At 44.8% G+C, this 23,275-nt stretch carries 24 protein-coding genes; 1 reads left to right on the forward strand and 23 read right to left on the reverse strand.

From position 1 onward, the window contains the following. Nucleotides 1-60: 60 nt before the first annotated feature. From infB to polA, 9 genes are all read right to left on the reverse strand, one after another. Entirely contained in the window at nucleotides 61-2,688 is a 2,628-nt protein-coding gene (gene infB / locus GCWU000321_RS02030) for a translation initiation factor IF-2 (RefSeq protein WP_007069411.1), read from the reverse strand. A gap of 21 nt (nucleotides 2,689-2,709) precedes the next feature. Next, nucleotides 2,710-3,018, reverse strand: coding sequence for a L7Ae/L30e/S12e/Gadd45 family ribosomal protein (locus GCWU000321_RS02035; RefSeq protein ID WP_007069412.1), 309 nt, complete (start codon nucleotides 3,016-3,018; stop codon nucleotides 2,710-2,712). After that, a complete protein-coding gene (gene rnpM, locus GCWU000321_RS02040; protein ID WP_007069413.1) occupies nucleotides 3,011-3,277 on the reverse strand; it encodes an RNase P modulator RnpM in 267 nt (88 codons plus the stop codon). The genes GCWU000321_RS02035 and rnpM overlap by 8 nt, the downstream gene beginning before the upstream one ends. After that, nucleotides 3,274-4,407 carry a transcription termination factor NusA gene (nusA, locus tag GCWU000321_RS02045; RefSeq protein ID WP_007069414.1) on the reverse strand — a complete coding sequence of 378 codons (1,134 nt, stop codon included), beginning with the start codon at nucleotides 4,405-4,407 and terminating at the stop codon, nucleotides 3,274-3,276. The genes rnpM and nusA overlap by 4 nt, the downstream gene beginning before the upstream one ends. A gap of 21 nt (nucleotides 4,408-4,428) precedes the next feature. Further along, nucleotides 4,429-4,899 carry a ribosome maturation factor RimP gene (locus GCWU000321_RS02050; protein ID WP_007069415.1) on the reverse strand — a complete coding sequence of 157 codons (471 nt, stop codon included), beginning with the start codon at nucleotides 4,897-4,899 and terminating at the stop codon, nucleotides 4,429-4,431. Nucleotides 4,900-5,085: 186 nt separating this feature from the next. Next, nucleotides 5,086-5,820 (reverse strand): hypothetical protein, encoded by a 735-nt coding sequence (locus GCWU000321_RS02055; protein WP_007069416.1) that lies wholly within the window; start codon nucleotides 5,818-5,820, stop codon nucleotides 5,086-5,088. Further along, nucleotides 5,817-6,413 carry a lytic transglycosylase domain-containing protein gene (locus GCWU000321_RS02060; protein ID WP_007069417.1) on the reverse strand — a complete coding sequence of 199 codons (597 nt, stop codon included), beginning with the start codon at nucleotides 6,411-6,413 and terminating at the stop codon, nucleotides 5,817-5,819. Before GCWU000321_RS02060 ends, GCWU000321_RS02055 begins: the two co-directional genes overlap by 4 nt. After that, the gene (coaE, locus tag GCWU000321_RS02065; RefSeq protein WP_022027215.1) at nucleotides 6,406-7,026 is read right to left on the reverse strand and encodes a dephospho-CoA kinase; all 621 of its coding nucleotides are present in this window, start codon (nucleotides 7,024-7,026) and stop codon (nucleotides 6,406-6,408) included. Before coaE ends, GCWU000321_RS02060 begins: the two co-directional genes overlap by 8 nt. A gap of 19 nt (nucleotides 7,027-7,045) precedes the next feature. Beyond that, nucleotides 7,046-9,622, reverse strand: coding sequence for a DNA polymerase I (gene polA, locus GCWU000321_RS02070; RefSeq protein WP_007069419.1), 2,577 nt, complete (start codon nucleotides 9,620-9,622; stop codon nucleotides 7,046-7,048). A 135-nt stretch (nucleotides 9,623-9,757) separates the two neighbouring features. On the opposite strand from polA, the gene GCWU000321_RS02075 reads away from it, so the two are divergent. Beyond that, entirely contained in the window at nucleotides 9,758-10,279 is a 522-nt protein-coding gene (locus tag GCWU000321_RS02075) for a hypothetical protein (protein WP_007069420.1), read from the forward strand. Between the two features lie 62 nt (nucleotides 10,280-10,341). Here GCWU000321_RS02075 and GCWU000321_RS02080 read toward each other — a convergent pair whose 3' ends face one another. The 14 genes from GCWU000321_RS02080 to rpsB form a co-directional block, all read right to left on the reverse strand. Continuing rightward, nucleotides 10,342-10,992 carry a ComF family protein gene (locus GCWU000321_RS02080; protein ID WP_022027218.1) on the reverse strand — a complete coding sequence of 217 codons (651 nt, stop codon included), beginning with the start codon at nucleotides 10,990-10,992 and terminating at the stop codon, nucleotides 10,342-10,344. After that, the gene (gene recD2 / locus GCWU000321_RS02085) at nucleotides 10,993-13,122 is read right to left on the reverse strand and encodes an SF1B family DNA helicase RecD2 (RefSeq protein WP_007069422.1); all 2,130 of its coding nucleotides are present in this window, start codon (nucleotides 13,120-13,122) and stop codon (nucleotides 10,993-10,995) included. It abuts the gene before it with no gap. After that, a complete protein-coding gene (locus GCWU000321_RS02090; protein WP_040381104.1) occupies nucleotides 13,119-13,406 on the reverse strand; it encodes a chorismate mutase in 288 nt (95 codons plus the stop codon). The genes recD2 and GCWU000321_RS02090 overlap by 4 nt, the downstream gene beginning before the upstream one ends. Nucleotides 13,407-13,421: 15 nt before the next feature. Then, nucleotides 13,422-15,146: a proline--tRNA ligase gene (locus GCWU000321_RS02095; RefSeq protein ID WP_040381107.1), complete on the reverse strand. Its 1,725-nt coding sequence runs from the start codon at nucleotides 15,144-15,146 to the stop codon at nucleotides 13,422-13,424. Between the two features lie 2 nt (nucleotides 15,147-15,148). Then, nucleotides 15,149-16,213 (reverse strand): flavodoxin-dependent (E)-4-hydroxy-3-methylbut-2-enyl-diphosphate synthase, encoded by a 1,065-nt coding sequence (ispG, locus tag GCWU000321_RS02100; protein WP_007069425.1) that lies wholly within the window; start codon nucleotides 16,211-16,213, stop codon nucleotides 15,149-15,151. Further along, the gene (gene rseP, locus GCWU000321_RS02105; RefSeq protein ID WP_007069426.1) at nucleotides 16,214-17,236 is read right to left on the reverse strand and encodes an RIP metalloprotease RseP; all 1,023 of its coding nucleotides are present in this window, start codon (nucleotides 17,234-17,236) and stop codon (nucleotides 16,214-16,216) included. Then, the gene (locus GCWU000321_RS02110) at nucleotides 17,230-18,393 is read right to left on the reverse strand and encodes a 1-deoxy-D-xylulose-5-phosphate reductoisomerase (RefSeq protein WP_007069427.1); all 1,164 of its coding nucleotides are present in this window, start codon (nucleotides 18,391-18,393) and stop codon (nucleotides 17,230-17,232) included. Before GCWU000321_RS02110 ends, rseP begins: the two co-directional genes overlap by 7 nt. Beyond that, on the reverse strand, nucleotides 18,394-19,212 hold the full coding sequence (locus GCWU000321_RS02115; RefSeq protein ID WP_007069428.1) for a phosphatidate cytidylyltransferase: 819 nt from the start codon (nucleotides 19,210-19,212) through the stop codon (nucleotides 18,394-18,396). Continuing rightward, nucleotides 19,209-19,937, reverse strand: a complete 729-nt coding sequence (locus GCWU000321_RS02120; protein WP_007069429.1) for an isoprenyl transferase — start codon at nucleotides 19,935-19,937, stop codon at nucleotides 19,209-19,211. Before GCWU000321_RS02120 ends, GCWU000321_RS02115 begins: the two co-directional genes overlap by 4 nt. Then, entirely contained in the window at nucleotides 19,924-20,166 is a 243-nt protein-coding gene (locus GCWU000321_RS02125) for a hypothetical protein (protein ID WP_007069430.1), read from the reverse strand. The genes GCWU000321_RS02120 and GCWU000321_RS02125 overlap by 14 nt, the downstream gene beginning before the upstream one ends. Further along, the gene (gene frr, locus GCWU000321_RS02130) at nucleotides 20,163-20,720 is read right to left on the reverse strand and encodes a ribosome recycling factor (protein WP_007069431.1); all 558 of its coding nucleotides are present in this window, start codon (nucleotides 20,718-20,720) and stop codon (nucleotides 20,163-20,165) included. The genes GCWU000321_RS02125 and frr overlap by 4 nt, the downstream gene beginning before the upstream one ends. A 1-nt stretch (nucleotide 20,721) precedes the next feature. Next, on the reverse strand, nucleotides 20,722-21,450 hold the full coding sequence (gene pyrH, locus GCWU000321_RS02135) for a UMP kinase (RefSeq protein ID WP_007069432.1): 729 nt from the start codon (nucleotides 21,448-21,450) through the stop codon (nucleotides 20,722-20,724). Between the two features lie 100 nt (nucleotides 21,451-21,550). Further along, entirely contained in the window at nucleotides 21,551-22,426 is an 876-nt protein-coding gene (gene tsf / locus GCWU000321_RS02140; RefSeq protein WP_007069433.1) for a translation elongation factor Ts, read from the reverse strand. Nucleotides 22,427-22,474: 48 nt separating this feature from the next. After that, the gene (gene rpsB / locus GCWU000321_RS02145; RefSeq protein ID WP_022027230.1) at nucleotides 22,475-23,230 is read right to left on the reverse strand and encodes a 30S ribosomal protein S2; all 756 of its coding nucleotides are present in this window, start codon (nucleotides 23,228-23,230) and stop codon (nucleotides 22,475-22,477) included. Between the last annotated feature and the right edge of the window lie 45 nt (nucleotides 23,231-23,275).

Below are 23,275 nucleotides of genomic sequence, written 5' to 3' on the forward strand. Positions count from 1 at the left end.
ATTTACCTCACATAAGTGAAAAAGAAAGCGGCGCAAGAAATCCACGCCGCTTTTATCTATTTATAATTCAGCAACCTCTTCTTCCAGCCTGAAGGCTTCCAGCTGATCGCCTTCCTTTACATCTCTGTAAGATTCAATGGCAATACCGCACTCAAATCCTTCCGTAACCTCTTTCACGTCATCCTTAAAGCGGCGGAGAGAATTAATCTTCCCTTCATGGACAACAATTCCATCACGGACAATACGAATCATGCTGTTGCTGGTTATCTTTCCATCCTGCACATAACAACCCGCGACAATGACTTTCGGTGTATGGATAACCTGCCGGACTTCCGCATGTCCCAAAAGGATCTCCTTGACTGTCGGAGCAAGCAGCCCTGCCATGGCAGATTTTACATCATCAATTGCATCATAGATAACACGATACAACCTGATATCCACACCGTCTTTTTCTGCCAGCGCCCTCGCATTCGCATCAGGGCGTACGTTGAATCCGATAATTAATGCATTGGAAGCCGATGCCAGCATGACATCAGATTCAGTAATCCCGCCGACTCCGGAGTGGACGACAGCTATCCGGACCTCATCACTCTTAATACCCATGAAAGACTGGACCAACGCTTCCACAGATCCTTGGACATCCGCTTTAACAATGATATCCAGCTGTTTCATTTCGCCTTCTTTAATTTTTTCAAAGATATTATCAAGAGTTACCTTCTGTACACTTCTCTGCTCTTCCTCTTTAGCCCGGGAAGCGTGAAGTTCCGCAATGTTTCTTGCACGGCTTGCATCCATAACATAGAAATGTTCGCCTGCTTCCGGAACGCTGTCCATGCCGAGGATTTCTACAGGAGCGGACGGTTCAGCGCTTTTCATTTTACGTCCGGTCTCATTAGTCATGGCACGTACACGTCCCCAACTTTTGCCTGCTAAAATGCCGTCACCCACATGGAGCGTACCATTTTGTACAAGAACGCTCATGACCGGCCCTCTGTTTTTATCCAATTGGGCTTCAACGACGATACCGTAAGCCTCACGATTCGGATTCGCTTTCAACTCCTGCATTTCAGCTACGAGCAGTATGTTTTCAAGCAATTCATCCAATCCTTCTTTTTTCTTTGCGGAAATAGGAACCATAATGATATCCCCACCCCATTCTTCACAAAGAAGTCCTTCATGGGAAAGCTCTTCCTTAATACGTTCAGGATTTGCGCCGGGTTTATCAATCTTATTAATGGCTACCATAATCGGCACCCCTGCATTCTTCGCATGATGGATTGCTTCCACGGTTTGCGGCATAACGCCGTCGTCAGCCGCTACGATCAGGACAGCGATATCCGTCAGCTGTGCGCCGCGGGAGCGCATTGCTGTAAATGCCTCATGTCCCGGAGTATCAAGAAATGTAATCTTATGATTTTTATAACGGATCTGGTAGGCACCGATACGCTGTGTGATACCGCCGGCTTCATGCATAGCCACATTCGTGGAGCGCAGCGCGTCAAGCAAAGTTGTTTTGCCATGATCAACGTGTCCCATAATAGTAACTACTGCCGGACGCGGTTTTAAAAATCTTTCATCATCTGCTTCCGGTACATATTCGGCCAACTCTGCCGGAGCTTCCGCCTCAATGATCTTTGCGCCGAATTCTTCCGCAATGATTTCTACCGTTTCATGATCCAGATTCTGGTTAATTGTTACCATAACACCAGAAAGCATAAGGTATTTAATAATTTCAGAAACTTCACGCCCTAATTTTTCCGCCAGTTCTTTAACAGTAATGCTTTCCGGCACTTCGATTTCTGTCGGATATACAGTTGCTTTCTTTTCTGCCACGTGTTTTTTCTTTTTGTTCTGGTTCAAAGACCGCGCCATAAGGGAGCCGCTTTCTTTTTCTCTTCTGCTCCTTTCATAGTCCTTCTTTGTTTTCTTCTTATCAGGACGATCCCGTCTTGCCTGTGGAATCAACGGCTGTTCATCCAGACCGCCTGCCGGTTTAACAGCAGCCCCACTTCTGCGATCTCCCACGGGGCGTCTAGCTCCTACAGGCCGCCGATCTCCTTGGAAACGGTCACTACGCTGCTGATGACCTCCCTGAGGACGGTCACCTCTTCGCTGATCCCCCCCCTGTGAGCGCTCACCTCTCTGTTGGTATCCTCCCTGTGGACGATTGTTTTTTCGAGGATGATCATTTCGTTCTATTCTTGCCGGCTGTCCCTCTTTATGGGGGATTTGTTCACCCATATGGCCGTCATGCGTAATTACAGACATTTTCCCTGTCGGAAGCTGACGTCCCTCTTTTTTCCCTTCATTTATGATATTTTTCCGCTGCAGAGATTCTTTCTCCGCTTTTTTATCTGCTTCTGCTTTCTTAGCCTCTTCCGGCATTCCCGTTTTTACAGGTTTTGATACAGCTGTGTTATATGAAGAATAAGATTTTTTTTGTACTTCCGCCGTCTTGCTTCCGGTCGGACGTCCTTGCTGATCAAATCGTACGGTACGCATAGGCGGCCTTTTATTCTTTTTGACAGAAGGAGATGCAAAAGCTTTGTCGAGAATCTCTTTTGCTTTCTCATCCACACTGTTCAGCCGATTTTTAACTTCAATATTATTTTTATTCAGCACCGCAATGATTTCATCATTCCCTTTATTATAAATTTTTGCAAGCTCATATATTCTGTATTTCTGCATAAGTAACCTCCCAATCTCTATTTATTTTAGGGTATCGATCCTTTGCAGAAGCGACGTCCCAAATCCACTGTCCGAAATCAGGATGGCTGCTCGTATGCCTTTACCAACAGCATGTCCTAATTTTTCCTTTTCACCGAATATCCGCCAAGTTATTCCTGAAAGTTTCGCTAAGCGGATATACTCTTCTTTCGTCCGTTCCGAACTATTCTCTGCCAGAATCAGGAGTATGCCTTTTCCGTCTTTCACAGCAGTTTTTATCTGTTCACTACCGGAAAGCAGCCGCCCTGCCTTCATACATAATCCCAGCAACCTGTATATCGGTTCATTCATTTCCTATTTTTTCCTTTATCGCGTCATATACATCACGAGATACAGGCCTTTTCAGAGAACGCTCCAATCCATGAGAATCAAAGGCTTTCTGAAAACATTCACTGCTGTTACAGATATATACCCCACGACCTGATTTTTTCCCTGTACGGTCTAATTCAATAATACCAGTAGGTAAAGCGACAATGCGAAGTAATTCTTTCTTAGGCTTCAGCTCCTTGCATCCGACACACATCCGCATAGGGATCTTTTTCAATTTCACACATTATCCCCCTCTCCTGTATCAGCTGTTTCAATATCAGAAAGGATATCATCATCTTCTTCTATTTCTTCGCCAAATCCTTCTTCAGCTGCCTGAGATTCACTCTTGATATCAATTTTCCAGTTGGTCAGCTTATTTGCAAGACGGGCATTTTGCCCTGCCTTGCCGATAGCAAGGGAAAGCTGGTAATCGGGGACAATGACATAAGAAGAACGTTCTTCATCCCAGACGGAAACGGAAACAACTTTTGCCGGTGAAAGTGCATTGGCAATATAGATTGCCGGATCTTCATCCCACCGAACAATATCAATTTTCTCGTCATGAAGTTCATTGACAATATTTTGTACACGCTGCCCTTTCGGTCCCACACAGGCACCTACCGGATCCACATTGGGATCCATGGCATATACGGCAATCTTGGCACGGGAACCAGCTTCGCGAACAACGGATTTAATTTCTACAGTACCACTGTAAATTTCCGGTACCTCCATTTCGAAAAGGCGCTTCAGCAACCCGGGGTGAGTTCTGGAAAGAATGATTTCCGGTCCTTTTGTAGTCTTCCTCACTTCCTGTACATAACATTTAATTTTATCGTTAGGCTGGAATGTTTCACCTTCAATCTGTTCCGCAAAAGGAAGAATGCCTTCTACACGGCCTAAGTCTACAAATACGGTACGGGATTCACTCCACTTTACCGTACCGGTGATAATATCACCTTCACGACCGGAGAATTCTTCATATATGGATCCTCTTTCCGCTTCGCGAAGCTTCTGGATCAACACTTGCTTAGCCGCCTGAGCAGCCACACGGCCAAAATCTTTCGGTGTTACATCAACGCGGAGCATATCACCGGCTTCATAATCTTTACTGATTTTCTTTGCATTCTCCACAGTAATTTCATTGATTGCGTTTTCCGATTCCGGATCAATCACTTCCACTACGGTTTTCTCTTCATAAATTTTATACTCCCCCGTGGTTCTATCCAGTGAAATAGAAGTTTTTGCGTTGCTTCCCATTTCCTTTTTGTAAGCTGTCAGCAGCACCATTTCCAATGCGTCAAATACAACATCCGCTTCCACTTTCTTCTTATCCACCAAAAAGTTTACAGCCTGCAGCAAATTATTATTCACGATTTCTGATTCCTCCTGATTTTAAAATGAAAAATGTATTCTTATTTGTGAAATTTTATCTTTTCCAAGGGTAATCGTTTTATCCTGAAAGATGAGCCTAATCTGCCCATCATCAGAAAGTCCGTCCAATACAGCAGTAAAAGCTTTAACTCCGCCGACCTCTTCCAAGGGGGCAAAGAGTTTTACATCCACTTCTTCACCGGCATAACGGAGAAAATCCTTATCTTTTTTTAATACCCTGTCCAGACCAGGAGACGAAACTTCAAGCATATAATTAGCGGAAATCAAATCTGCCTCATCAAGCAATTCTCCTGCCTTTTCACTGATTTGCTGACAGTCATTCAAATCAACACCGTCCTCTTTGTCAATAAACACACGGAGAATCCAGTTCCGTTCACGGACATACTCCACATCAATAAGCTCGATGCCAAGCTGTTTCAAAGCAGGCTCAAGCAGTCTTTCCGCTTCCAATTCAATTTCTTTTCTCCCCATCGATCCTCCTACTATAAGAAAAAGTGAGCCGCGGCTCACTCTACTGGAAACTATAAACTAATTACAATCTTTACGGCAGTTATTATAACATAAATAATGTATGAACTGCAAACAATATCACATAAAAATATAAGTATTTCCTCCTTAACGCCAACTCGTACCCAAAATTTCCTGTACACAAATTACTTAATCTTCTACTACAGGATTTTCATAAAGCATTTCCAAATCTTTTTCCAAATATGCTTCCAGGTGAGAAGAAAACTCGTTGATAGTCGTTGCGTCATACTGATGGACAATCACGGGAATCCCGCCTGCGCGAAGTTCTCCATAATACTCTTCACGATAAATATTATAAAAGAACAAAACTCCGATATTTCGTTCCCTGCACTCATACGCACCGATGATGAAAGACCCATTCAATCCCTCCACCGGATTCACCGGCTTAATAATCCGCTTATACTGTCCCATCCTTTCAGGCATCACCTTCTCATAATCCCACTTCATGAAACCTTTAGCGGCTGCCAGTACGGAAACTCGTTCCAAATGGATTAACTCCTTTTCAATCGCTTTCGGCGTCAGTTCCCTGACACGCTTTTTAAACTGCCCAAAATCCCCCGTAATAGATTCAAGTTGCGTCAGTGTCATAAGCCGCAAATCCATTTTCACCATGTAATCTTTAGTTTCTTCATCAAAAATAGCCTTTACCATCCAGCCGTTCTTTTCATTTTCCCATGCAAATGCCGTATATACGCGGATGTCAGTTTTCACCTTTCCTGTCTTACGGTCCTCCATCGTAGGAAAATCAATACGTTTTAATACATAATCACCCACTTCACAAGGCAAATCATTTTCAATATCCCAGGATAGAAAAAGCTTACGCCGCTCTTCCCGTTCCTTTTCCAGTTTTTCATCCATTTTCATTTATCTTTCTCCACAAGACGATCTCTTGCAGTTACCACAGATTTTACAAACTCCCGCGTTTCAGGAAATGGAATCCTTTCTATGTCGGAAAATCCTTCTTCCCACCTATTCTCTTTTATCCATTCATCTACATTCCCGCGGCCTGCATTATATGCTGCCAGCGCCAGGATTTCATTATTATGGTAAGTTTTCAAAAGGAAATTCAGATACCATGCCCCAAGAGGTATATTTTGGTCAGGCTCCTCCAACTTTTCTGCCGTCAATCCGCTTTGTTCGGAAATCCATGCTGCCGTTTCAGGCATAAGCTGCATCATTCCTACGGCACCGACTTTGGAAACTGCTTTCTCATCAAACTTGCTTTCTGTCAGCATGACAGCTTCAATCAGGCACGGAGAAATACCTTCCCTCACTGCACTCTCATTGATAATATGCTGAATCATAGGACTTGGGCGCCAAGAAACAGTCGCACAAAAAATATATGAAAAAATCAAACTTAATGCAGCCATAAGAAAGACAAACACTTTAACGCCCGTATTTTCTCTCGGTGGTTCAAATTCTATTCTTCTTACTTTGTATTTCAGCTTTTTAATCATTGCATCCTCCGGGGAACACAAAGCCGGGAATTTGCATTAAAGCTTCTCTTACCTGCCGCTTCGTGTCTTCCGGTGAGCGGCTGTTATCTATAACAACATCAGCATAGTTTAACTTATTTTCCGTAGGCATTTGCTTGTGAATCCGCTCCAGCACCTGTTTCCGAGTAAATCCATTCCGAGCCATCACCCGCTCTATTTGTACTTCCAAAGGCACTTGCACAACCCATACGGCCTCCACACGAAGCTGCCAGTCTATTTCCAAAAGCAGTGGCATATCAAGTACCACCACAAAATATCCATGATTCTGCGCGGCAATAACTTCTTCCTGCGTACGGCGCCAAATATAAGGATGGATAATCCCATTAAGCGCTTTTCTTTTCTCTTCATCTTTGAATATGATTTCCGCTGTTTTCAGTCTGTTCAGCGAACCATCTTCATTAAAAATTCCATTACCGAAAACCTGCCGAATTTCCCTCATGGCAATGTTGCCGGGAGCCACTGCTTCCATGGCCAGGCAATCTCCATCAATAACAGGAATGCCAAATTCTTTCATATAAGAGGAAACTGTGCTTTTTCCGCTGCCTACACCGCCGGTAAGTCCAATTCTATACATCGTTGTGTCCTTCCAGTACTTACTTTGCTTCTGCCCAATTTTTGCCTTCGTGGACATCGGCAATGAGCGGTACTTTTAATTCCACAACGGATTCCATAGTTTCTTTTAAAAGCGTTTTCAGATTTTCTTTTTCTTCACTAACCGCTTCCACCACCAATTCATCATGAACCTGGAGAAGAACGCGGCTCTTGTACCCCTCCTCTTTTATACGTCGGCTCACTTCAATCATAGCAAGCTTCATGATATCTGCCGCCGTCCCCTGGATAGGAGTGTTCATTGCGGTTCTCTCGGCAAAGGAACGGCGATTGAAATTAGAACTGCGGATGTCTGGCAATTCCCGATACCTTCCAAAAAGAGTTTTTGCCCGTCCGCTTTCTTGGGCATCTTCTACCATACTTTTCATAAACGCATGAATATAGGGATAGCGTTCAAAATATTTCTTTATATACGTTCCCGCCTCGCCGCGGCTGATGCCAAGCTGATTGGCAAGACCGAAGTCACTGATTCCGTAAATAATGCCGAAATTGACAGCCTTCGCATGAGACCGCTGTTCTGAGGTAACCTCTTCAAACGGAATTCCCAAGACCTCCGCTGCCGTCCGCCTGTGGATATCCTCTTTGTTGCGAAACGCCCGGATAAGACTTTCATCTCCTGACATATGCGCCAATACACGGAGTTCCACTTGAGAATAATCGGAAGAAATAAAGCAGTCATATCCCGGCCCCGGGACGAAAAGCGAACGAATTTGCCTCCCTTCTGCTGTACGGACAGGAATATTCTGCAAATTGGGATCCGAGCTGGACAAACGTCCTGTGGCGGTAACTGTCTGATTAAATGATGTATGAATCCGTCCCGTTTCAGGGCGGATAAGCAGCGGCAATGCCTCAAGGTATGTGGAAATCAATTTTGAAATCGTTCTGTATTCCAGAATATCTTTCACAAAGGGATAACTTTTCGCCAGCATTTCCAACACATCTGCCGCTGTGGAATAACCGTTCTTTGTCTTCTTGCCGGCCGGCATGCCCATCTTTTCAAACAGAATAACACCAAGCTGCTTAGGTGAGTTCACATTAAATTCTTCTCCCGCTGCCTCGTAAATCAGCGACAGCAATTTCCTTTCCTGTACCTTTAATTCATGGCAGACCGCTTCCCATCGTTTCTGATCAGTAGCAATACCCGCTTTTTCCATTTCTGCCAAAACAGCAGCAAGCGGGTTTTCTATCTTTTCGAAAAGCGATTGTACTCCATTCGATTTCATATGCTCCAATGATGTCGCATAAAGAGATAAAAGAAATCCGCAGATGCAGACACTTTTTTCTTCTTCCGTATCCAAATGATCTGGAAACACAGGCGACGTTCCGAATAATTCTGCCATGTACGACAGTGGATAGGTCGTCCGTGTCGGTTCAAGTACATAGGACACAAGGGTCATGTCATAAAAAGGAATTCCTTCTGTAGGAAAGTCTGATTCATAAATAGATTTGCTGTCCTGTACAATGACGTGCTTCGCCGCAGCAAGAGCCATACATACATCTTCAAACCGTTCCGGCAGGGCTCTATAAACATGATTTCCATATCCTACCACCGCCAGATCGGCATGATAAAAAGGCGCCTTCCCTTCCATGTGAAGGACAAGAGACACTTCTTTGCCGGTAAAATCCGGATGCAAAGGAAATTCTTCCAGCTTCACAGCTGCCGCCTGTATTTCCTTTTTCTTAGATACAGCCAGTTCACGAAAACGGGGCAGCGTACTGTATCGATCGGCGATGCGTTCCAAACCTAAACGATGGAAAAACTCCATCATCTCTTCAAAATGAACCGGCTGCTTCATTTCTTCCAAAGCAGCTTCAAAAGGAACATCTGTCTTAATCGTTGCCAGACGGTATGACAGATATGCCAACTCTTTATTGGCCGCCAGCCTTTTGCCGACTGCGCCTTTTATTTCTCCTACATGTCCATAAAGATTGTCTAAAGTCTGATATTGGGACAACAGCTTGGCCGCCGTCTTTTCTCCCACGCCGGGGACACCGGGAATATTATCTGATGTATCTCCCATAAGCGCCTTCATATCAATAACCTGCCGAGGCGTGATTCCATATTTCTCCACAACTGCTTCCGGCGTCATCGCCGCCATTTGTGAAACGCCCCGCTGGGTAATATAAACAGTCGTATCTTTGGTGGCAAGCTGAAGAGCATCTCTATCCCCTGTTACGATGAAAACGGGAAGCTCCTTTTCGTAACGAGCCGCCAGCGTCCCCAGTATATCGTCGCCCTCATATCCATCTACTTCATAAACGGCAGCGCCTAATGTACGAAGTGCTTCACGAATCAGCGCAAACTGGGGGACCAATTCCGGAGGTGCCGGTTTTCTCGTTGCTTTATACTCTTTATAAACTTCGGAACGAAAAGTCTGCTTGTTCTTATCAAAAGAAACAGCCATGTACTCAGGATCAAAATTTTTATAAATATCATAAAGCATATTTAAAAATCCCATGACGGCATTCGTTGGTATTCCATGATATGACAAAGGCGGAAGTCCAAAAAATGCTCGATATAGAAGGGAACTTCCATCAACAACTACAAGCTTCTTTTCCATGAACACCTCCACAAACGATGATTATTGATTTGAGTTTTATTATATCATATCGTACTTCTCAAAAAATCCTTTTTCTACCGCACTTGCTCCTAAGTCTCTCTCTGATTATACTTAAGCAGACATGAGGAGGACTCTATGGCATTTACTCTCATCTGCCACGTATGCGGGCATAAACTGAAATTATTTGACAGCAGTATAAAAAAACGGAAAGGTATGATCCGTTGTCCCCATTGCAGCGCACGCATCTCCTATGATTTAGACAGCCGAAAAATACAAAAGTCAGGATTTTGGGCGGCGGAAGAACCGGCATTTGATTATCGAACAAAAAATAAGATGCTCAGCCAACTCGAACGGGATAAGAATCGTAAAAATCCCTCCGTGCCACAGGAACAGGAGCCCTTCGGAATGAATCCTTTCCAATCCCGCGCAAGTTTTGCCAAGTTTGATCTAAAAACCGGACAGATAAAGAAAGAATCAGCAAAATCATCTCTATCTGTTCCCATGGCAAGACATTCCTTTCCGCAGAGAATAAGGACCGCTTTGTATCGTAAAAAAGCGGTTCATTCAACTTCCCGAAAACTGATGCATCAGAAATCATTTCTCTCCTTTTCCTGGACTTCCATACTGTTTCAAAAAATCAAAAACTTTTTCCATTGATCACTTCAATTAAAAAATCCTGTAAAGAGACTGATTCTTCTCCCTTACAGGATTTTCTATTATTACAATGCCCCGCTGGCTATGGTAATCCCCACCACTTTTTCCGCGCCTGCCCGCATAAGTTCATGGGCAGCAGACTCCATCGTAGCGCCAGTGGTATATATGTCATCTGCAAGAAGAATTTTCTTCCCTTTAACAGATGTTCCTTTATTCACATGAAATACACCGCGCATATTTTTATAACGCTCCTCTTTTGTAAGAAGTGACTGCGTTTCTGTATTTCTCATTCGCACCATACCATGCGGGATGTATGTCTTTCCCGAAGTTTCCACCCATTTACGGAAAATCATATCCACCTGGTTATATCCGCGTTCACGAAAACGAGCTTTCGATAAAGGAATAGGAATGACAGTTTCATATTCTTTCAAACGCTCCCACCAGGGAAAAACCGTAAGCAGCGGAGGAAAAGCATGCTTCAACTCCACCCTGCCGTTATATTTCAGGCGGATCACACACTTACGAAGACCGCCGGTATAATTACAGAGCGTATAACAGCCGCAAAGATACTTAGTCAAAGAAGAACTCAGCATACGGGGATTCCAAAATTGCCGTATACATTTTTCACACCACAAATTTTTCAACGAAGTATGATTCCCGCAGCCCGGACAGGTACTTGGATAAAACAGCTCTAAAATAGACTCGGCCAGTTTCATTTACAGCGCCTCATGATTTAAAAAAGGAAGAAATAAACTGTAACGATTCCCTGTATGCTGTATCGCCAACGCCCGACGCAAAGCATCAGGTGCGGTTACCAGAATCGTGTTCTTCCGCGCGCGCGTCACCCCCGTATAGAGCAGATTACGCTGGAGCATATTATGCTGTGACGGGCGGAGAATGAAAATCACCGTCTCATATTCACTTCCCTGGCTTTTATGGACGGTTACCGCGTAAGCAAGCCGGAGATCAAACCTCTCCTCGCCTTCATATACTACTTCTTTATCAAAATAACGGACAAATACTTTTTGAGGCGTTGCCGTCCAGACGGTTCCCACATCGCCGTTGTAAATTCCTTTTTCATAATCATTTCTCGTTTGCATCACTTTATCACCAGGGAAAAATTTCATCCCATCCGGAACCTTTTCCCCGTGAATCATTTCTTGCAAAGATTCATTCAAATGGTCCACGCCGCACACACCGCGGTACATGGGGGAAAGCACCTGCAGCAGCATTTTATTCTCTTCATTCCCGTAATTAAGTTCTCTGCATAAATCCATGACAATCCGATACGCATCTTCATCATCGGCTGCATAGACAATACGAAACTCGCCCGCTTCATCAGGGACACACATTTCCCCTTTCCGGATAAGCGCCGCATTCTCTACAATGCCGCTGCCTTCTTCCTGACGAAATATACGCTTCAACCGCACTATGGGCACATATCCCCAACTCATCAAATCTTTTAAAGGCTCCCCCGCCCCCACAGGAGGAAGTTGGTCTATATCCCCCACTAAAATGAGCCTTGCTCCATCTTTGAGCGCGCAGAGAAGATGGTAGAAAAGAGAAATATCCAGCATGGACGCTTCATCTACGATAATCAAATCTTCTTCCAACGGATTGGCTTCATTTCTTTCGAAGTATGTCCTGCCGGTTTCCCGCACGGATGCTTCCAGCGCTTTGTGAATAGTATCTGCATCACGCCCGCTTGATATCGCAAGACGTTTCGCTGCCCTTCCTGTAGGCGCCATTAGAGCAGGCTCCAGTCCATTTTGCTCTGCCGCCGTGATGATTGCACGAATGAGTGTCGTCTTTCCTGTACCCGGTCCACCGGTAATCACCATCATTCCGGCTTTCATCGATTTTTCCACGGCATCTCTTTGTTCCTTCGCCAGACGGAAACCATTTTCCTTTTCAAACCGTTCAATTGCCAAATTTGCCGATCCCAGAGGCCCGGCTTCCATCAGATGATGCACGCGGTATGCCGATTCCGTCTCCGCTTCGTAAAGATAAGGAAGATAGAGATAGGTCTTTCCTTCATAAACGACGGAAGGAACAGTACCGAAATCCACTGCCTCCCTCCCTACGGTTTCTACAATTTCCGGTGACACCCGCAGCAGTTCGCTGGCTGCCGTATATACTTGATCAGATGGTCCGCAGACATGACCACCGCTTACCGCTTGTGAAAGAATATAAAAAATGCCGTGGACGATACGGTCGCTGTCTTCCGGAATGATTCCCTCCGATAAGGCAATACGGTCCACATTTTTAAAACCGAGCCCCGGTATTTCACTGACCATGCGATACGGATCTTCCCGCACCACTTTCATGACATCATCACCATAAAGCTGCTGCATAGGAAGCGCAAAGCGTTCTGAAATCCCAAGGGATTGAAGAAACATAATCACTTCCTGCATGGCGCTGATTCCTGAATAAGAATCTTTGATCCTCTCCAATGTTTTCTGCCCGATCCCCGACACTTCAGAAAGAGCATCTATATTCCGCTCAAATATTTCAAGTGTCTTTTTACCAAAGTGCTGTACAATCCGTTTCGCCATGGAAGGACCGATACCGCTGATCAGGCCGGAAGCAAGAAATTGTTCTACCTCATCGGCCGCTTCCGGTTTCAGCCTCTCCAAAATGGCAGCCCTGAACTGCAAACCAAAACGGGGGTGCCTCAACCAGCCCCCTCGTACAACTACATTTTCCCCTACGTAGGGAATAACTATATTTCCCGTCACTGTCACGGAAGTGCCGCTTTCTTTTTCTTCGATTCGGAAAACACAATAAGATTCATCTTTACTTTTAAAGATAACCGCTTTTACAACGCCCCGCAGCTCTTCTGTCATTCCTTCTCTCCCTGCCTGAATTCTTTCCGTGCCATTTTTCCCGGCTCCGTCAGTAAATGATACCATCTAATGAAACGGAATCGGTTTGACATTTTCTGAAGCAAGGCCGACAGCTCTTCCACATTTTTCTCTTCCCCTTTGGCATCATAGACAGGAATATTTGCTTCTATTTTAGAGATGGCAGTCCGACGTGTCAGTTCTACACGCTCGTCAAAAAGATCGGCCATATTTCTGTCGATCTTTCGGATTTTTTCCCACAAGATCTCAAATTCCTTTTCGTCCATGATGCTCTCCATGAATTATAAATTCTTTTTGTGAAGTTCTTCAAGCATTTCCAGTACTTTCGTCTTGCAGTCCGCTAATGCCACTTCACTAACAACACCGCTTCTGCGAAGACGTACTTCCACCAGTCCGCTTTCTTTCCATTTCTTACCGATAGTTACACGGATTGGATATCCGATCAGATCCGCATCTTTAAACTTAATACCCGCCCTTTCATCTCTGTCATCCAATATGACTTCATCCCGACAGTCTTCCATTTTATCATACAAATGGCGGGCAGCATTCATCACGCCTTCATCTTTATTATTGGCGGGAACGATGACCACTTCATAGGGAGCAATAGCCACCGGCCAGATAATGCCGTCTTTATCATGATTCTGTTCGATAGAAGCGGCTACTGTACGGGTAATGCCGATACCATAACACCCCATGACCATAGGATGGGTTTTTCCGTCCCGGTCTAAATATGTACAGCCAAGCTTCTCACTGTACTTGGTTCCCAATTTAAATACCTGCCCTACCTCAATTCCTTTTTTCAATTCAATCATGCCGCCGCACTTCGGACAACAGTCTTCCGCGGTAATAAGGCGGATCGTTTCTACTCTCACATCCCCAAAATCACGTTTCGGATTCACATGGACATAGTGTTTATCCACCGCATTTGCACCACAGCAGGCATCTTCCATTTCCATGACCGTTGTGTCTACGATGATTTCAAAGTTATCCGCTTTTTTTAAACCGATCGGACTGATATAGCCCGCAATGAGCCCGCAGCGTTTCAAATCTTCGTCAGACGCCAGCCCTACATTGACAGCATTAAAAAGATTTTGAAGACGGACTTCATTCACTTCATGATCACCGCGTACCAGAGCAAGCACCACTGTATCATCCAGTTTATAAACAACAGCTTTAACAGAACAGACAACAGGCACATGAAGAAAATCACAGACCATCTGGATTGTATGCTGTCCGGGTGTTTCCACGATTTCTTTCGCTTTGTCATTATGAACTGAAGAAGAAAGTGCTTTCGGTTCTACTGCTTCTATATTGGCCGCAAAATCACAATCTTTGCAGTAAACGATATCTGCTTCCCCTGAATCGGCAATGACTTCAAATTCATGAGAGCCGCTTCCGCCGATAGCGCCGGAATCCGCCACAACAGGGCGAAAATGAAGTCCGCAGCGGGTAAAAATTCTTGTATACGCATCATACATCAAATGATACTGCCTATCTAAACCTTCTTCGTCCATATCAAAGGTATAAGCGTCTTTCATAATGAATTCACGGCTTCTCATCAACCCAAAGCGGGGACGCTTTTCATCGCGGTATTTATTCTGAATCTGGTACAAAGAAACCGGAAGCTGCTTATAAGAAGAAGTATCCATCTTTGCCAGCACCGTAACCAGTTCTTCGTGGGTAGGGCCAAGACAGTATTCATGTCCATGGCGGTCATTCAATTTAAACATTTCTTCGCCATATACATCCCAACGCTCCGACTGCTTCCAGATTTCAGCGGGCTGGGTAATCGGCATGAGAATTTCCTGGCTCCCGATCGCATTCATTTCTTCCCGGACAATGTCTTCCACTTTGCGGACAGAACGGAGCGCCAGAGGCAGGAATGCATAAAGCCCATTTGACACTTTACGCATCATTCCCGCCTTCAACATATACTGATGACTGACTACCACCGCATCGGAAGGAATCTCCCTCAATGTAGGACTATACAGTTTAGATGCTAACATACTCATTCTCCTTCATTTTCATACTTTTCAATTTCTTCCATAAGCGCGTCAATCAATTCCGTCTCGGGCACACTCCTGATGACTTTCCCCTTGCGAAAGAGCAGTCCCGCCCCCTTGCCTCCGGCAATTCCAAAATCTGCCTCTCTTGCTTCTCCAGGGCCATTGACCGCACACCCCATGACTGCCACACGGACAGGCTTTTTAAATTTCTCAAGCCGCTTTTCCACTTCCTGTGCCATTTCAATGAGGTTCACCTGTGTACGTCCGCAGGTGGGGCAGGAAACAAGAACCGGCCCATACTGCTGAAGTCCCACGGAACTCAGTATTTCCTTGGCTGCCTTCACTTCTTTCACGGGATCATCGGTCAGTGATACTCTTATTGTATCACCGATTCCGTCTAAAAGCAGTGCGCCGATTCCCACTGCAGACTTGATTGTCCCGCGATAAAGCGTCCCCGCTTCTGTAACGCCTAAGTGAAGAGGATAGTCCACTTTATCATGAAGCATACGGTTTGCCTTTACCATCATCGGCACGTCCGTGGATTTTACAGAAATAACGATATTATGGAAATTTTCATTCTCTAATATCCGTACATGTTCAAGTGCACCCGCCACCATGCCTTCTGCCGTAGGATGTCCGCCATACTCCTCTAAAATATATTCAGGAAGAGACCCTGCATTGATACCGATGCGGATAGGAATATTTTTTTCTTTGGCCATCGTCACTACTTTAATGACATTCTCTCTTTTCCCTATATTTCCCGGATTGATCCGGAGCGCATCAATACCTGACTCCATAGCAGTCAGAGCCAGACGATAATCGAAATGGATATCCGCCACCAGAGATACTTTTACTTTTGCCCGAAGGACGCCCAAAGCTTCCGCCGCTTTTTTATCGGGAACGGCAAGACGGACAATATCAGCCCCCGCTTCGTCAAGAGCATTGATTTGCGCCGCCGCATATTCTGTATCTGCCGGGCTGAAAGTACTCATCGACTGTATGGCAATTGGCGCACTTCCGCCGATAAGCACATCACCCACTTTTATCTGTCTTGTCACCCTTGTCACCTATTTCATCAAAGACATTACATCATTACACATGGCGAAGAGAAATATAAATCCGATAATAATTATCCCAACCGCCTGTATATAGTACAAGGCCCTCTCAGGAAGCTCTTTCCCGGAAATACCTTCTATCAGCGTAAGAATCAAAAGTCCCCCGTCAAGAAGCGGAATCGGCAGCAAATTTAAAAAGCCCAGATTCAAACTCAGAAGCGCGATAAATGCAAAGAGCGCCGTCATTCCTGAATCCGCCACGGTTCCTGCCATGCGGGCCACACCGATGGGCCCTGCCACACCGGCTTCTGCTCCGGCAAGTATATCCGCCAGCCCGGCAACCATCATCTTTAATATATAGACACACCTTTCTGCCCCAAGAGAAACTGCACGATCTAAAGAAACATCTTCTTTTTCCACAGAAGGAGTGATTCCCATAATTGCGCGCCCCTCTCCATTGTCCTTTGGAATAACAGTGACCGTTTTTTTCACGCCTTCAGAATCTATAACGACAGAAAGAACCCGTCCCGCTTTATCGGATACAATCCTGCCGATATCTTCCCATCTTTCTACCTTTTCTCCATTAATGGAAATAATTTTATCACCTGCCTTAATTCCCGCACGGGCAGCGGAACTTTCTTCCAGTACAGAACCTGCCACGGGTACATCCTTAAAGGTATGAATTCCATTGACAGAAAAAATTGCTGTAAAAATAAAAAAAGCAAGCAATATATTAAACAGCGCGCCCCCAGCAATGACAAGAAGTTTTGCCCATGTCGGTCTTTGTCGAAATGCACGGGGATCATCCAAGTCGTCGCGATTCATTCCTGCAATTTTATTATATCCGCCAAGAGGAATGGCTCGAAGAGAGTACAATGTTTCTCCTTTTCGGAAAGACACTATTTTCGGTCCAAACCCGACAGCAAATTCATCCACTTTCATTCCTGTCAGCTTCGCCATAAAGAAATGACCGCCTTCATGAACGATCACGATGATAGCAAAAACAATAATGGGAGCTATTATAACATTTAACATAAAATTCCTCTGTTTATAATTTTTTTTGCAAAGCGCCGCGCTTCTTTATCCGCTTCCAATACATCAGAAAGCGAATGGATATGACGGCTCGTCCATTGGGTAAGCGTTTCTTCCACGACGTCAAAAATGGAAAGGAAAGATAACTGCCCTTTAATAAAAGATGCAATCGCTTCTTCATTAGCCGCATTGAATGCAGTCGTTGCATTTCCTCCCTGTTTTCCCGCCTCAAAAGCAAGACGGAGAGAACGGAACACTTCCACATCAGGCTGCTCCGTAATAATTGATTCTACTTGCTTCCAATCCACAAATTCATGGGAAGGTGACGGTAAACGATGGGGATACGTAAGCGCAAACTGTATGGGGAGATGCATATCAGGATTCCCTATTTGTGCGATAACAGAACCGTCTTCATACTCTACCATGGAATGAATTAAGCTCTGCGGCTGGACAAGCACTTCAATATGGTCATAATCCACATCAAAAAGCCACCGCGCTTCAATGACTTCCAATCCTTTATTAAACATGGTTGCCGAATCGAGTGTTACTTTTCGTCCCATATTCCATGTAGGATGCTTCATGGCATCCTCCAACGTGACTTGTGCTAACTGTTCCCTTGTATATCCTCGGAACGGTCCGCCCGATGCGGTAAGCAGTATCTTATGAACTGCTTTTTTATCCTGCCCCAGCATTGATTGGAAGATAGCACTGTGTTCACTGTCTACAGGACGGATAAGGATTCCCTTTTCTTTGGCTGCCCTCATGACAAGCTCCCCGCCGGTCACAAGAGTTTCTTTATTTGCGAGGGCGATTTCTTTTCCTGCCGCTATGGCATCTAAAGTCGGCTTCAAGCCATCAATGCCGACCACGGAAACAAGGACAAGATCCACTTGATTCCCACAGGCAGCCGTCGATAACGCTCCTTCCCCGACAAGCACCTCCGCCGATCCCCTGTAAAGGTCTTTAAACCTTTTTCCTGCTTCTTCATCCGTCACGACAATCGTATGGGGATGAAATTCTTCTGCCTGTGCAAAAAGAGCGTCAATATTTCTTTTGGCGGAAATAACGGACACATGAAAAAGCCGAGGATATATCCGTACTATGTCAAGCGTCTGTGTACCTATGGAACCTGTACTTCCAAGTATCGCTATTTCTTTCATCTATACACCATACCTGATCAGACTTAAGAATAAAAGTACTGCCGGCGCCACAAAGAGCAGACTGTCAAAACGATCCATCATGCCGCCGTGACCGGGCAAAATATTTCCTGAATCTTTCACATCGCAGGCCCGTTTAAGGTAAGACTCAAACAAATCACCCATAGGCGCCATAACGGCTACAATCACACCCATCAAAAATCCAATCAGAATGGAAAAGTCCACAGCTGCCGATAGAATCAGACAAAGAATAATCGTTCCGGCCATACCGCCGAATAGTCCCTCCATCGTTTTATTCGGGCTGATATGAGGCGCCATCCTATGCTTTCCAAACCTTTTCCCTGCAAAGTACGCGAAAGAATCACTCGCCCATGTGCCAATAAGAGCAAACGAAATCAGGAATGCCCCCGGTGTCACGGTAATACTCCCCATGCCGAGAAGTTCATTCCCTCCACGAAGAAATGCCAATGAACCGAACCCGATCCCCAGATAAATGACGCCAAAAACGGTATAGATAAGCCCATGCACCTGTTCTTTTTTCAGTACCATCACAAGAAATAAAAGCAGGATAAAAGACGCAACAATGGCAGAAAAGAATATGCAGATTGAATAAAAGCCTGCTGCTCCTACGATAATTGCCAAGGCTGCTACCGCAGGTATACGATATACACGAATATTCACATTACTCAACATATTTTTAAATTCAAACAAACTTAAAACCGATACAGCAAAAACAGCTGATGTCAAAAACCATCCGCCAAGAGCCACAAGGCCTAAAACCGCAATAATTCCAGCCACAGCTGTAATGACACGGATCTTCATCGGGAAGCCTCCGTCAAACCGCCAAAACGACGATCTCTTCCTGTGAACCAGAAAACAGCCTTTTCCAACTCTTCACTTGAAAAATCAGGCCATAAAACAGGTGTGAAATACAATTCGCTATACGAAACCTGCCATAAAAGGAAATTCGATATCCGCGATTCACCGCCCGTACGTATAAGCAGATCCACATCTGATGATGCCGAAGGATAGAGGTGGTTCGTGATGGTTTCTTCTGTAACAGAATCTGCTTCCATCCTGCCTTCTGCAACTTTTTGGCTGATATCCCTCACTGCGTTAACCAGTTCCATTCGGCCGCCATAGTTAATGGCCACATTCAGGATAAGCCCGTCATTATTTGCAGTATCCTTTTCACACACCTTGATTTCCTCTTGAAGTGATGACGGCAATTCCATTGTATCGCCGATAATATGAACCTGCACATTATCGGCAATCAGTTCGCGAAGCTGCCCGATCAGGTAATTCTTAAAAAGATGCATAAGAAAATTCACTTCAAAAGCAGGGCGTTTCCAATTTTCTGTAGAAAAAGCATATATCGTCAGACACCGGATACCCATATGACCGGCGGCGCGAACTATATTTTTTACATTTGCCGCGCCGACCTGATGCCCATAGGTTCGTTCTCTCCCCCGCTGCTGCGCCCACCGCCCATTTCCATCAAGGATGATTGCCACATGACGGGGAAACCTCTTATCAGACACACCCATTCTCCTTACTCGTCAATCTCTTTAGTACCGCTTCCACTTCATCACTGTACTTCATCTGAGGCATAATGACCGCCTCTTTACCACACCGTACCAGGTATTTTCTCACTTTATGCAAATCATAACGGCGCCCGCGGGTTTCAGAAATATGCCATGAAGGATATTCCTCTGAAATCTGCTTTGCCAGGTTTTCATCAAACCGCATACCTGCATAAATAGTTCTTCCCATCATACAGACAGTATTTCCTTAACTTTTTTATCGGTAACCGCTTCCAGATCTTTGATTTTCTGATCAGTCAGTTTCTGAATCTTGTCCTCCATGTCTTTAATGACATCTTTGGAAATATCGCTGTTCTTTTCTTCCTTTTTCAGAAATACGTTTCCATCTCTGCGGATATTGCGGATAGCCACTTTCGCTTCTTCCGCTTTTTTATTAACCACTTTGACCAGGTCTTTTCTGCGTTGTTCCGTGAGCTGGGGAATCGCCATGCGGATCAGATTACCATCATTCATAGGTACCAGTCCCAAATCAGACATATTGATTGCTTTTTCGATATCTTTTAAAATTCCTTTATCCCAAGGCTGCACGACAAGCATTCTTGCTTCCGGTACGGTAACAGATGCCACCTGTGTAACCGGCGTCTTGGATCCATAGTAATCTACAAATACACGATCCAAAAGACTCGGGCTTGCCTGGCCCGTTCTGATTGATGTGAATTCATTTCTTAATGCTTGGATGGATTTATCCATCTTTTCAGAAAGATGCTTTAATTCGTCTTCGTACATTTTATTTCTCCTCTATCAATGTGCCCAGGTTTTCACCTTCGCAGGCTTTGACAATATTTCCCGGAACATCGATATTAAAAACCATGATCGGGATTTTATTATTCATGCAGAGTGTAATTGCGGTATTGTCCATGACCTCCAGCTTTTTCTGCAAAACATCATTATAAGACAGATGGGTAAACATCTTTGCTTCCGGATAGAATTTAGGATCCGCATCATAAACCCCATTTGTCTGTTTTTTTGCCATCAACATAACATCTGCTTCAATTTCCGCGGAACGGAGAGCAGCGGTCGTATCAGTAGTAAAATAGGGATTCCCTGTACCGGCGCCAAAAATAACGACTCTTCCTTTTTCCAGATGTCGGATTGCTCTGCGGCGGATATAAGGCTCTGCAATCTGCTGCATTTCGATAGCCGTCTGCACTCTTGTGGTAACGCCCATTTTTTCAAGGGCATCCTGGAGTGCCACAGAGTTGATGACAGTGGCAAGCATGCCCATGTAATCGGCTGATGCCCTATCCATACCGCCGGCACTTCCTTTAAGGCCTCTCCAGATATTTCCGCCGCCAACAACAACGGCGATTTCAATTCCGGAATCACTGGCTTCTTTAATTTCTCCCGCAAGCCGATACACAACTTCCGGATCAATACCAAACCCCTTATCATTAGCCAATGCTTCACCACTGAGCTTCAGCATGATTCTTTTGTACTTTTTCTTTTCCGTTTCCATCCCACACCTCCAGATTAACCATAATTCCTCTATATTATAAAGTATTCCCCTGCTTATGAAAATAAGAGAACACAAAAAAGTGTTCTCTTACCGTTAGCAACTACTGATTAATCTGTTTTGCAACTTCTTCTGCCAAGTTATCCTGTTTCTTTTCAATGCCTTCACCAAGCTGGAAACGACTGAAACGAATAACTTCTGCACTTTTAGACTGGAGCAGTTTGGCAACAGACAAATCTCCGTCCTTAATGAATGGCTGATCAACGAGGCACACTTCCTTATAATACTTATTGACACGGCCTGTAACCATTTTTTCAACAACATTTTCCGGCTTACCTTCATTGCGGGCCTGTTCACGGAGAACTTCCTTTTCATGTTCCAATTCTTCTTTGGAAACCTGTGAACGTTCCAGATAAGACGGATTAGCAGCAGCTACCTGCATGGCGATATCTTTCCCCAGTTCAGCATCGCCGCCCTTAATCTCCACAAGAACACCGATTTTCCCGCCGCCATGAATATAGCTGTATACCTGGCCTTCAGTACTTTCATATCGGGTGAACCGACGAATGGAAATATTTTCTCCAATATTAGCAATAGCTTCTGTGACTACATCTTTAACAGTCTTATCCCCCATAGCGGAATCAAGCAGAACTGCTACATCCGCCGGATTTACGGAAGCAATCTGTGCCGCAATAGATTTTGCCAAAGCCTGGAAATTCTCATTGTGCCCGACAAAGTCAGTTTCACAATTCACTTCCGTGATAACACCAATTTTACCGTTTTCTGATATATAAGAAACAACGGCACCTTCTGCTGCAATACGGGATGCTTTCTTCGCCGCCTGGGAGAGTCCCTTTTCACGAAGAATATCTATCGCCTTTGCCATGTCCCCATCTGCTTCCACGAGGGCTTTTTTACAGTCCATCATGCCGGCTCCGGTACTGTTGCGCAATTCCTTTACCATACTTGCACTAATCATTCTATGACCTCCATTACATAACCAAGGTATTTGTCTGTATTAAAGATTTTATTCTTCAGCAGCTTCTTCAGAAACCTCTTCAGCTTCTTCAGACGCAGCAGTTGTTTCAACTTCTTCCTGCTGTCCCTGGCGACCTTCCAGAATAGCGTCAGCCATCTTGCTCGCCAGCAGTCTTACAGCACGGATAGCATCGTCATTTGCAGGAATCGGGAAATCAACCACATCCGGATCACAATTGGTATCAACGGTAGCCACAACCGGAATGTGAAGCTTATGCGCTTCCGCTACTGCGATTTCTTCCTTTTTAGAGTCAATCACAAAAATAGCTCCCGGAATCTTCTTCATATCTTTAATCCCGCCAAGATTCTTCTGAAGTTTCTCCAGTTCGCGCTGCATCAGGATGACTTCTTTCTTCGGATACTGTTCGGTAGTTCCGTCTTCAAACATTTTTTCCAATTCCTTCAGGCGGGCTACGCGAGCCTGGATAGTACGGAAGTTGGTAAGCATGCCGCCGAGCCAACGTTCATTTACATAAAACATATTGCAACGCTGGGCTTCTTCTCTGACAGAATTTTGAGCCTGTTTCTTTGTTCCGACAAACAGGATCGGTGCTCCTGTTGCCGCCACTTCACGGATAAAAGCATAAGCTTCTTCTACTTTTTTCACTGTCTTCTGCAGGTCAATGATATAAATACCATTACGTTCGGTGAAGATATACCTTGCCATCTTCGGATTCCAGCGACGGGTCTGATGCCCGAAATGAACGCCTGCTTCAAGCAACTGTTTCATGGATACAACTGACATAATAATAACCTCCTGTTAATAACCTCTGCCTGCCTCTTCTCTTAC

The sequence above is a fragment of the Dialister invisus DSM 15470 genome (assembly GCF_000160055.1).
GTDB lineage: Bacteria > Bacillota > Negativicutes > Veillonellales > Dialisteraceae > Dialister > Dialister invisus.

What these genes read in the sequence shown, in the direction of transcription:
- infB (WP_007069411.1), bottom strand. Translation starts at nt 2,688, where the DNA reads ATGCAGAAATACAGAATATATGAGCTTGCAAAAATTTATAATAAAGGG.
- GCWU000321_RS02035 (WP_007069412.1), bottom strand. Translation starts at nt 3,018, where the DNA reads ATGAATGAACCGATATACAGGTTGCTGGGATTATGTATGAAGGCAGGG.
- GCWU000321_RS02050 (WP_007069415.1), bottom strand. Translation starts at nt 4,899, where the DNA reads ATGGGGAGAAAAGAAATTGAATTGGAAGCGGAAAGACTGCTTGAGCCT.
- GCWU000321_RS02055 (WP_007069416.1), bottom strand. Translation starts at nt 5,820, where the DNA reads ATGAAAATGGATGAAAAACTGGAAAAGGAACGGGAAGAGCGGCGTAAG.
- GCWU000321_RS02060 (WP_007069417.1), bottom strand. Translation starts at nt 6,413, where the DNA reads ATGATTAAAAAGCTGAAATACAAAGTAAGAAGAATAGAATTTGAACCA.
- coaE (WP_022027215.1), bottom strand. Translation starts at nt 7,026, where the DNA reads ATGTATAGAATTGGACTTACCGGCGGTGTAGGCAGCGGAAAAAGCACA.
- polA (WP_007069419.1), bottom strand. Translation starts at nt 9,622, where the DNA reads ATGGAAAAGAAGCTTGTAGTTGTTGATGGAAGTTCCCTTCTATATCGA.
- GCWU000321_RS02075 (WP_007069420.1), top strand. Translation starts at nt 9,758, where the DNA reads ATGGCATTTACTCTCATCTGCCACGTATGCGGGCATAAACTGAAATTA.
- GCWU000321_RS02080 (WP_022027218.1), bottom strand. Translation starts at nt 10,992, where the DNA reads ATGAAACTGGCCGAGTCTATTTTAGAGCTGTTTTATCCAAGTACCTGT.
- recD2 (WP_007069422.1), bottom strand. Translation starts at nt 13,122, where the DNA reads ATGACAGAAGAGCTGCGGGGCGTTGTAAAAGCGGTTATCTTTAAAAGT.
- GCWU000321_RS02090 (WP_040381104.1), bottom strand. Translation starts at nt 13,406, where the DNA reads ATGGACGAAAAGGAATTTGAGATCTTGTGGGAAAAAATCCGAAAGATC.
- GCWU000321_RS02095 (WP_040381107.1), bottom strand. Translation starts at nt 15,146, where the DNA reads ATGTTAGCATCTAAACTGTATAGTCCTACATTGAGGGAGATTCCTTCC.
- rseP (WP_007069426.1), bottom strand. Translation starts at nt 17,236, where the DNA reads ATGTTAAATGTTATAATAGCTCCCATTATTGTTTTTGCTATCATCGTG.
- GCWU000321_RS02110 (WP_007069427.1), bottom strand. Translation starts at nt 18,393, where the DNA reads ATGAAAGAAATAGCGATACTTGGAAGTACAGGTTCCATAGGTACACAG.
- GCWU000321_RS02115 (WP_007069428.1), bottom strand. Translation starts at nt 19,212, where the DNA reads ATGAAGATCCGTGTCATTACAGCTGTGGCTGGAATTATTGCGGTTTTA.
- GCWU000321_RS02120 (WP_007069429.1), bottom strand. Translation starts at nt 19,937, where the DNA reads ATGGGTGTGTCTGATAAGAGGTTTCCCCGTCATGTGGCAATCATCCTT.
- GCWU000321_RS02125 (WP_007069430.1), bottom strand. Translation starts at nt 20,166, where the DNA reads ATGATGGGAAGAACTATTTATGCAGGTATGCGGTTTGATGAAAACCTG.
- frr (WP_007069431.1), bottom strand. Translation starts at nt 20,720, where the DNA reads ATGTACGAAGACGAATTAAAGCATCTTTCTGAAAAGATGGATAAATCC.
- pyrH (WP_007069432.1), bottom strand. Translation starts at nt 21,450, where the DNA reads ATGGAAACGGAAAAGAAAAAGTACAAAAGAATCATGCTGAAGCTCAGT.
- tsf (WP_007069433.1), bottom strand. Translation starts at nt 22,426, where the DNA reads ATGATTAGTGCAAGTATGGTAAAGGAATTGCGCAACAGTACCGGAGCC.
- rpsB (WP_022027230.1), bottom strand. Translation starts at nt 23,230, where the DNA reads ATGTCAGTTGTATCCATGAAACAGTTGCTTGAAGCAGGCGTTCATTTC.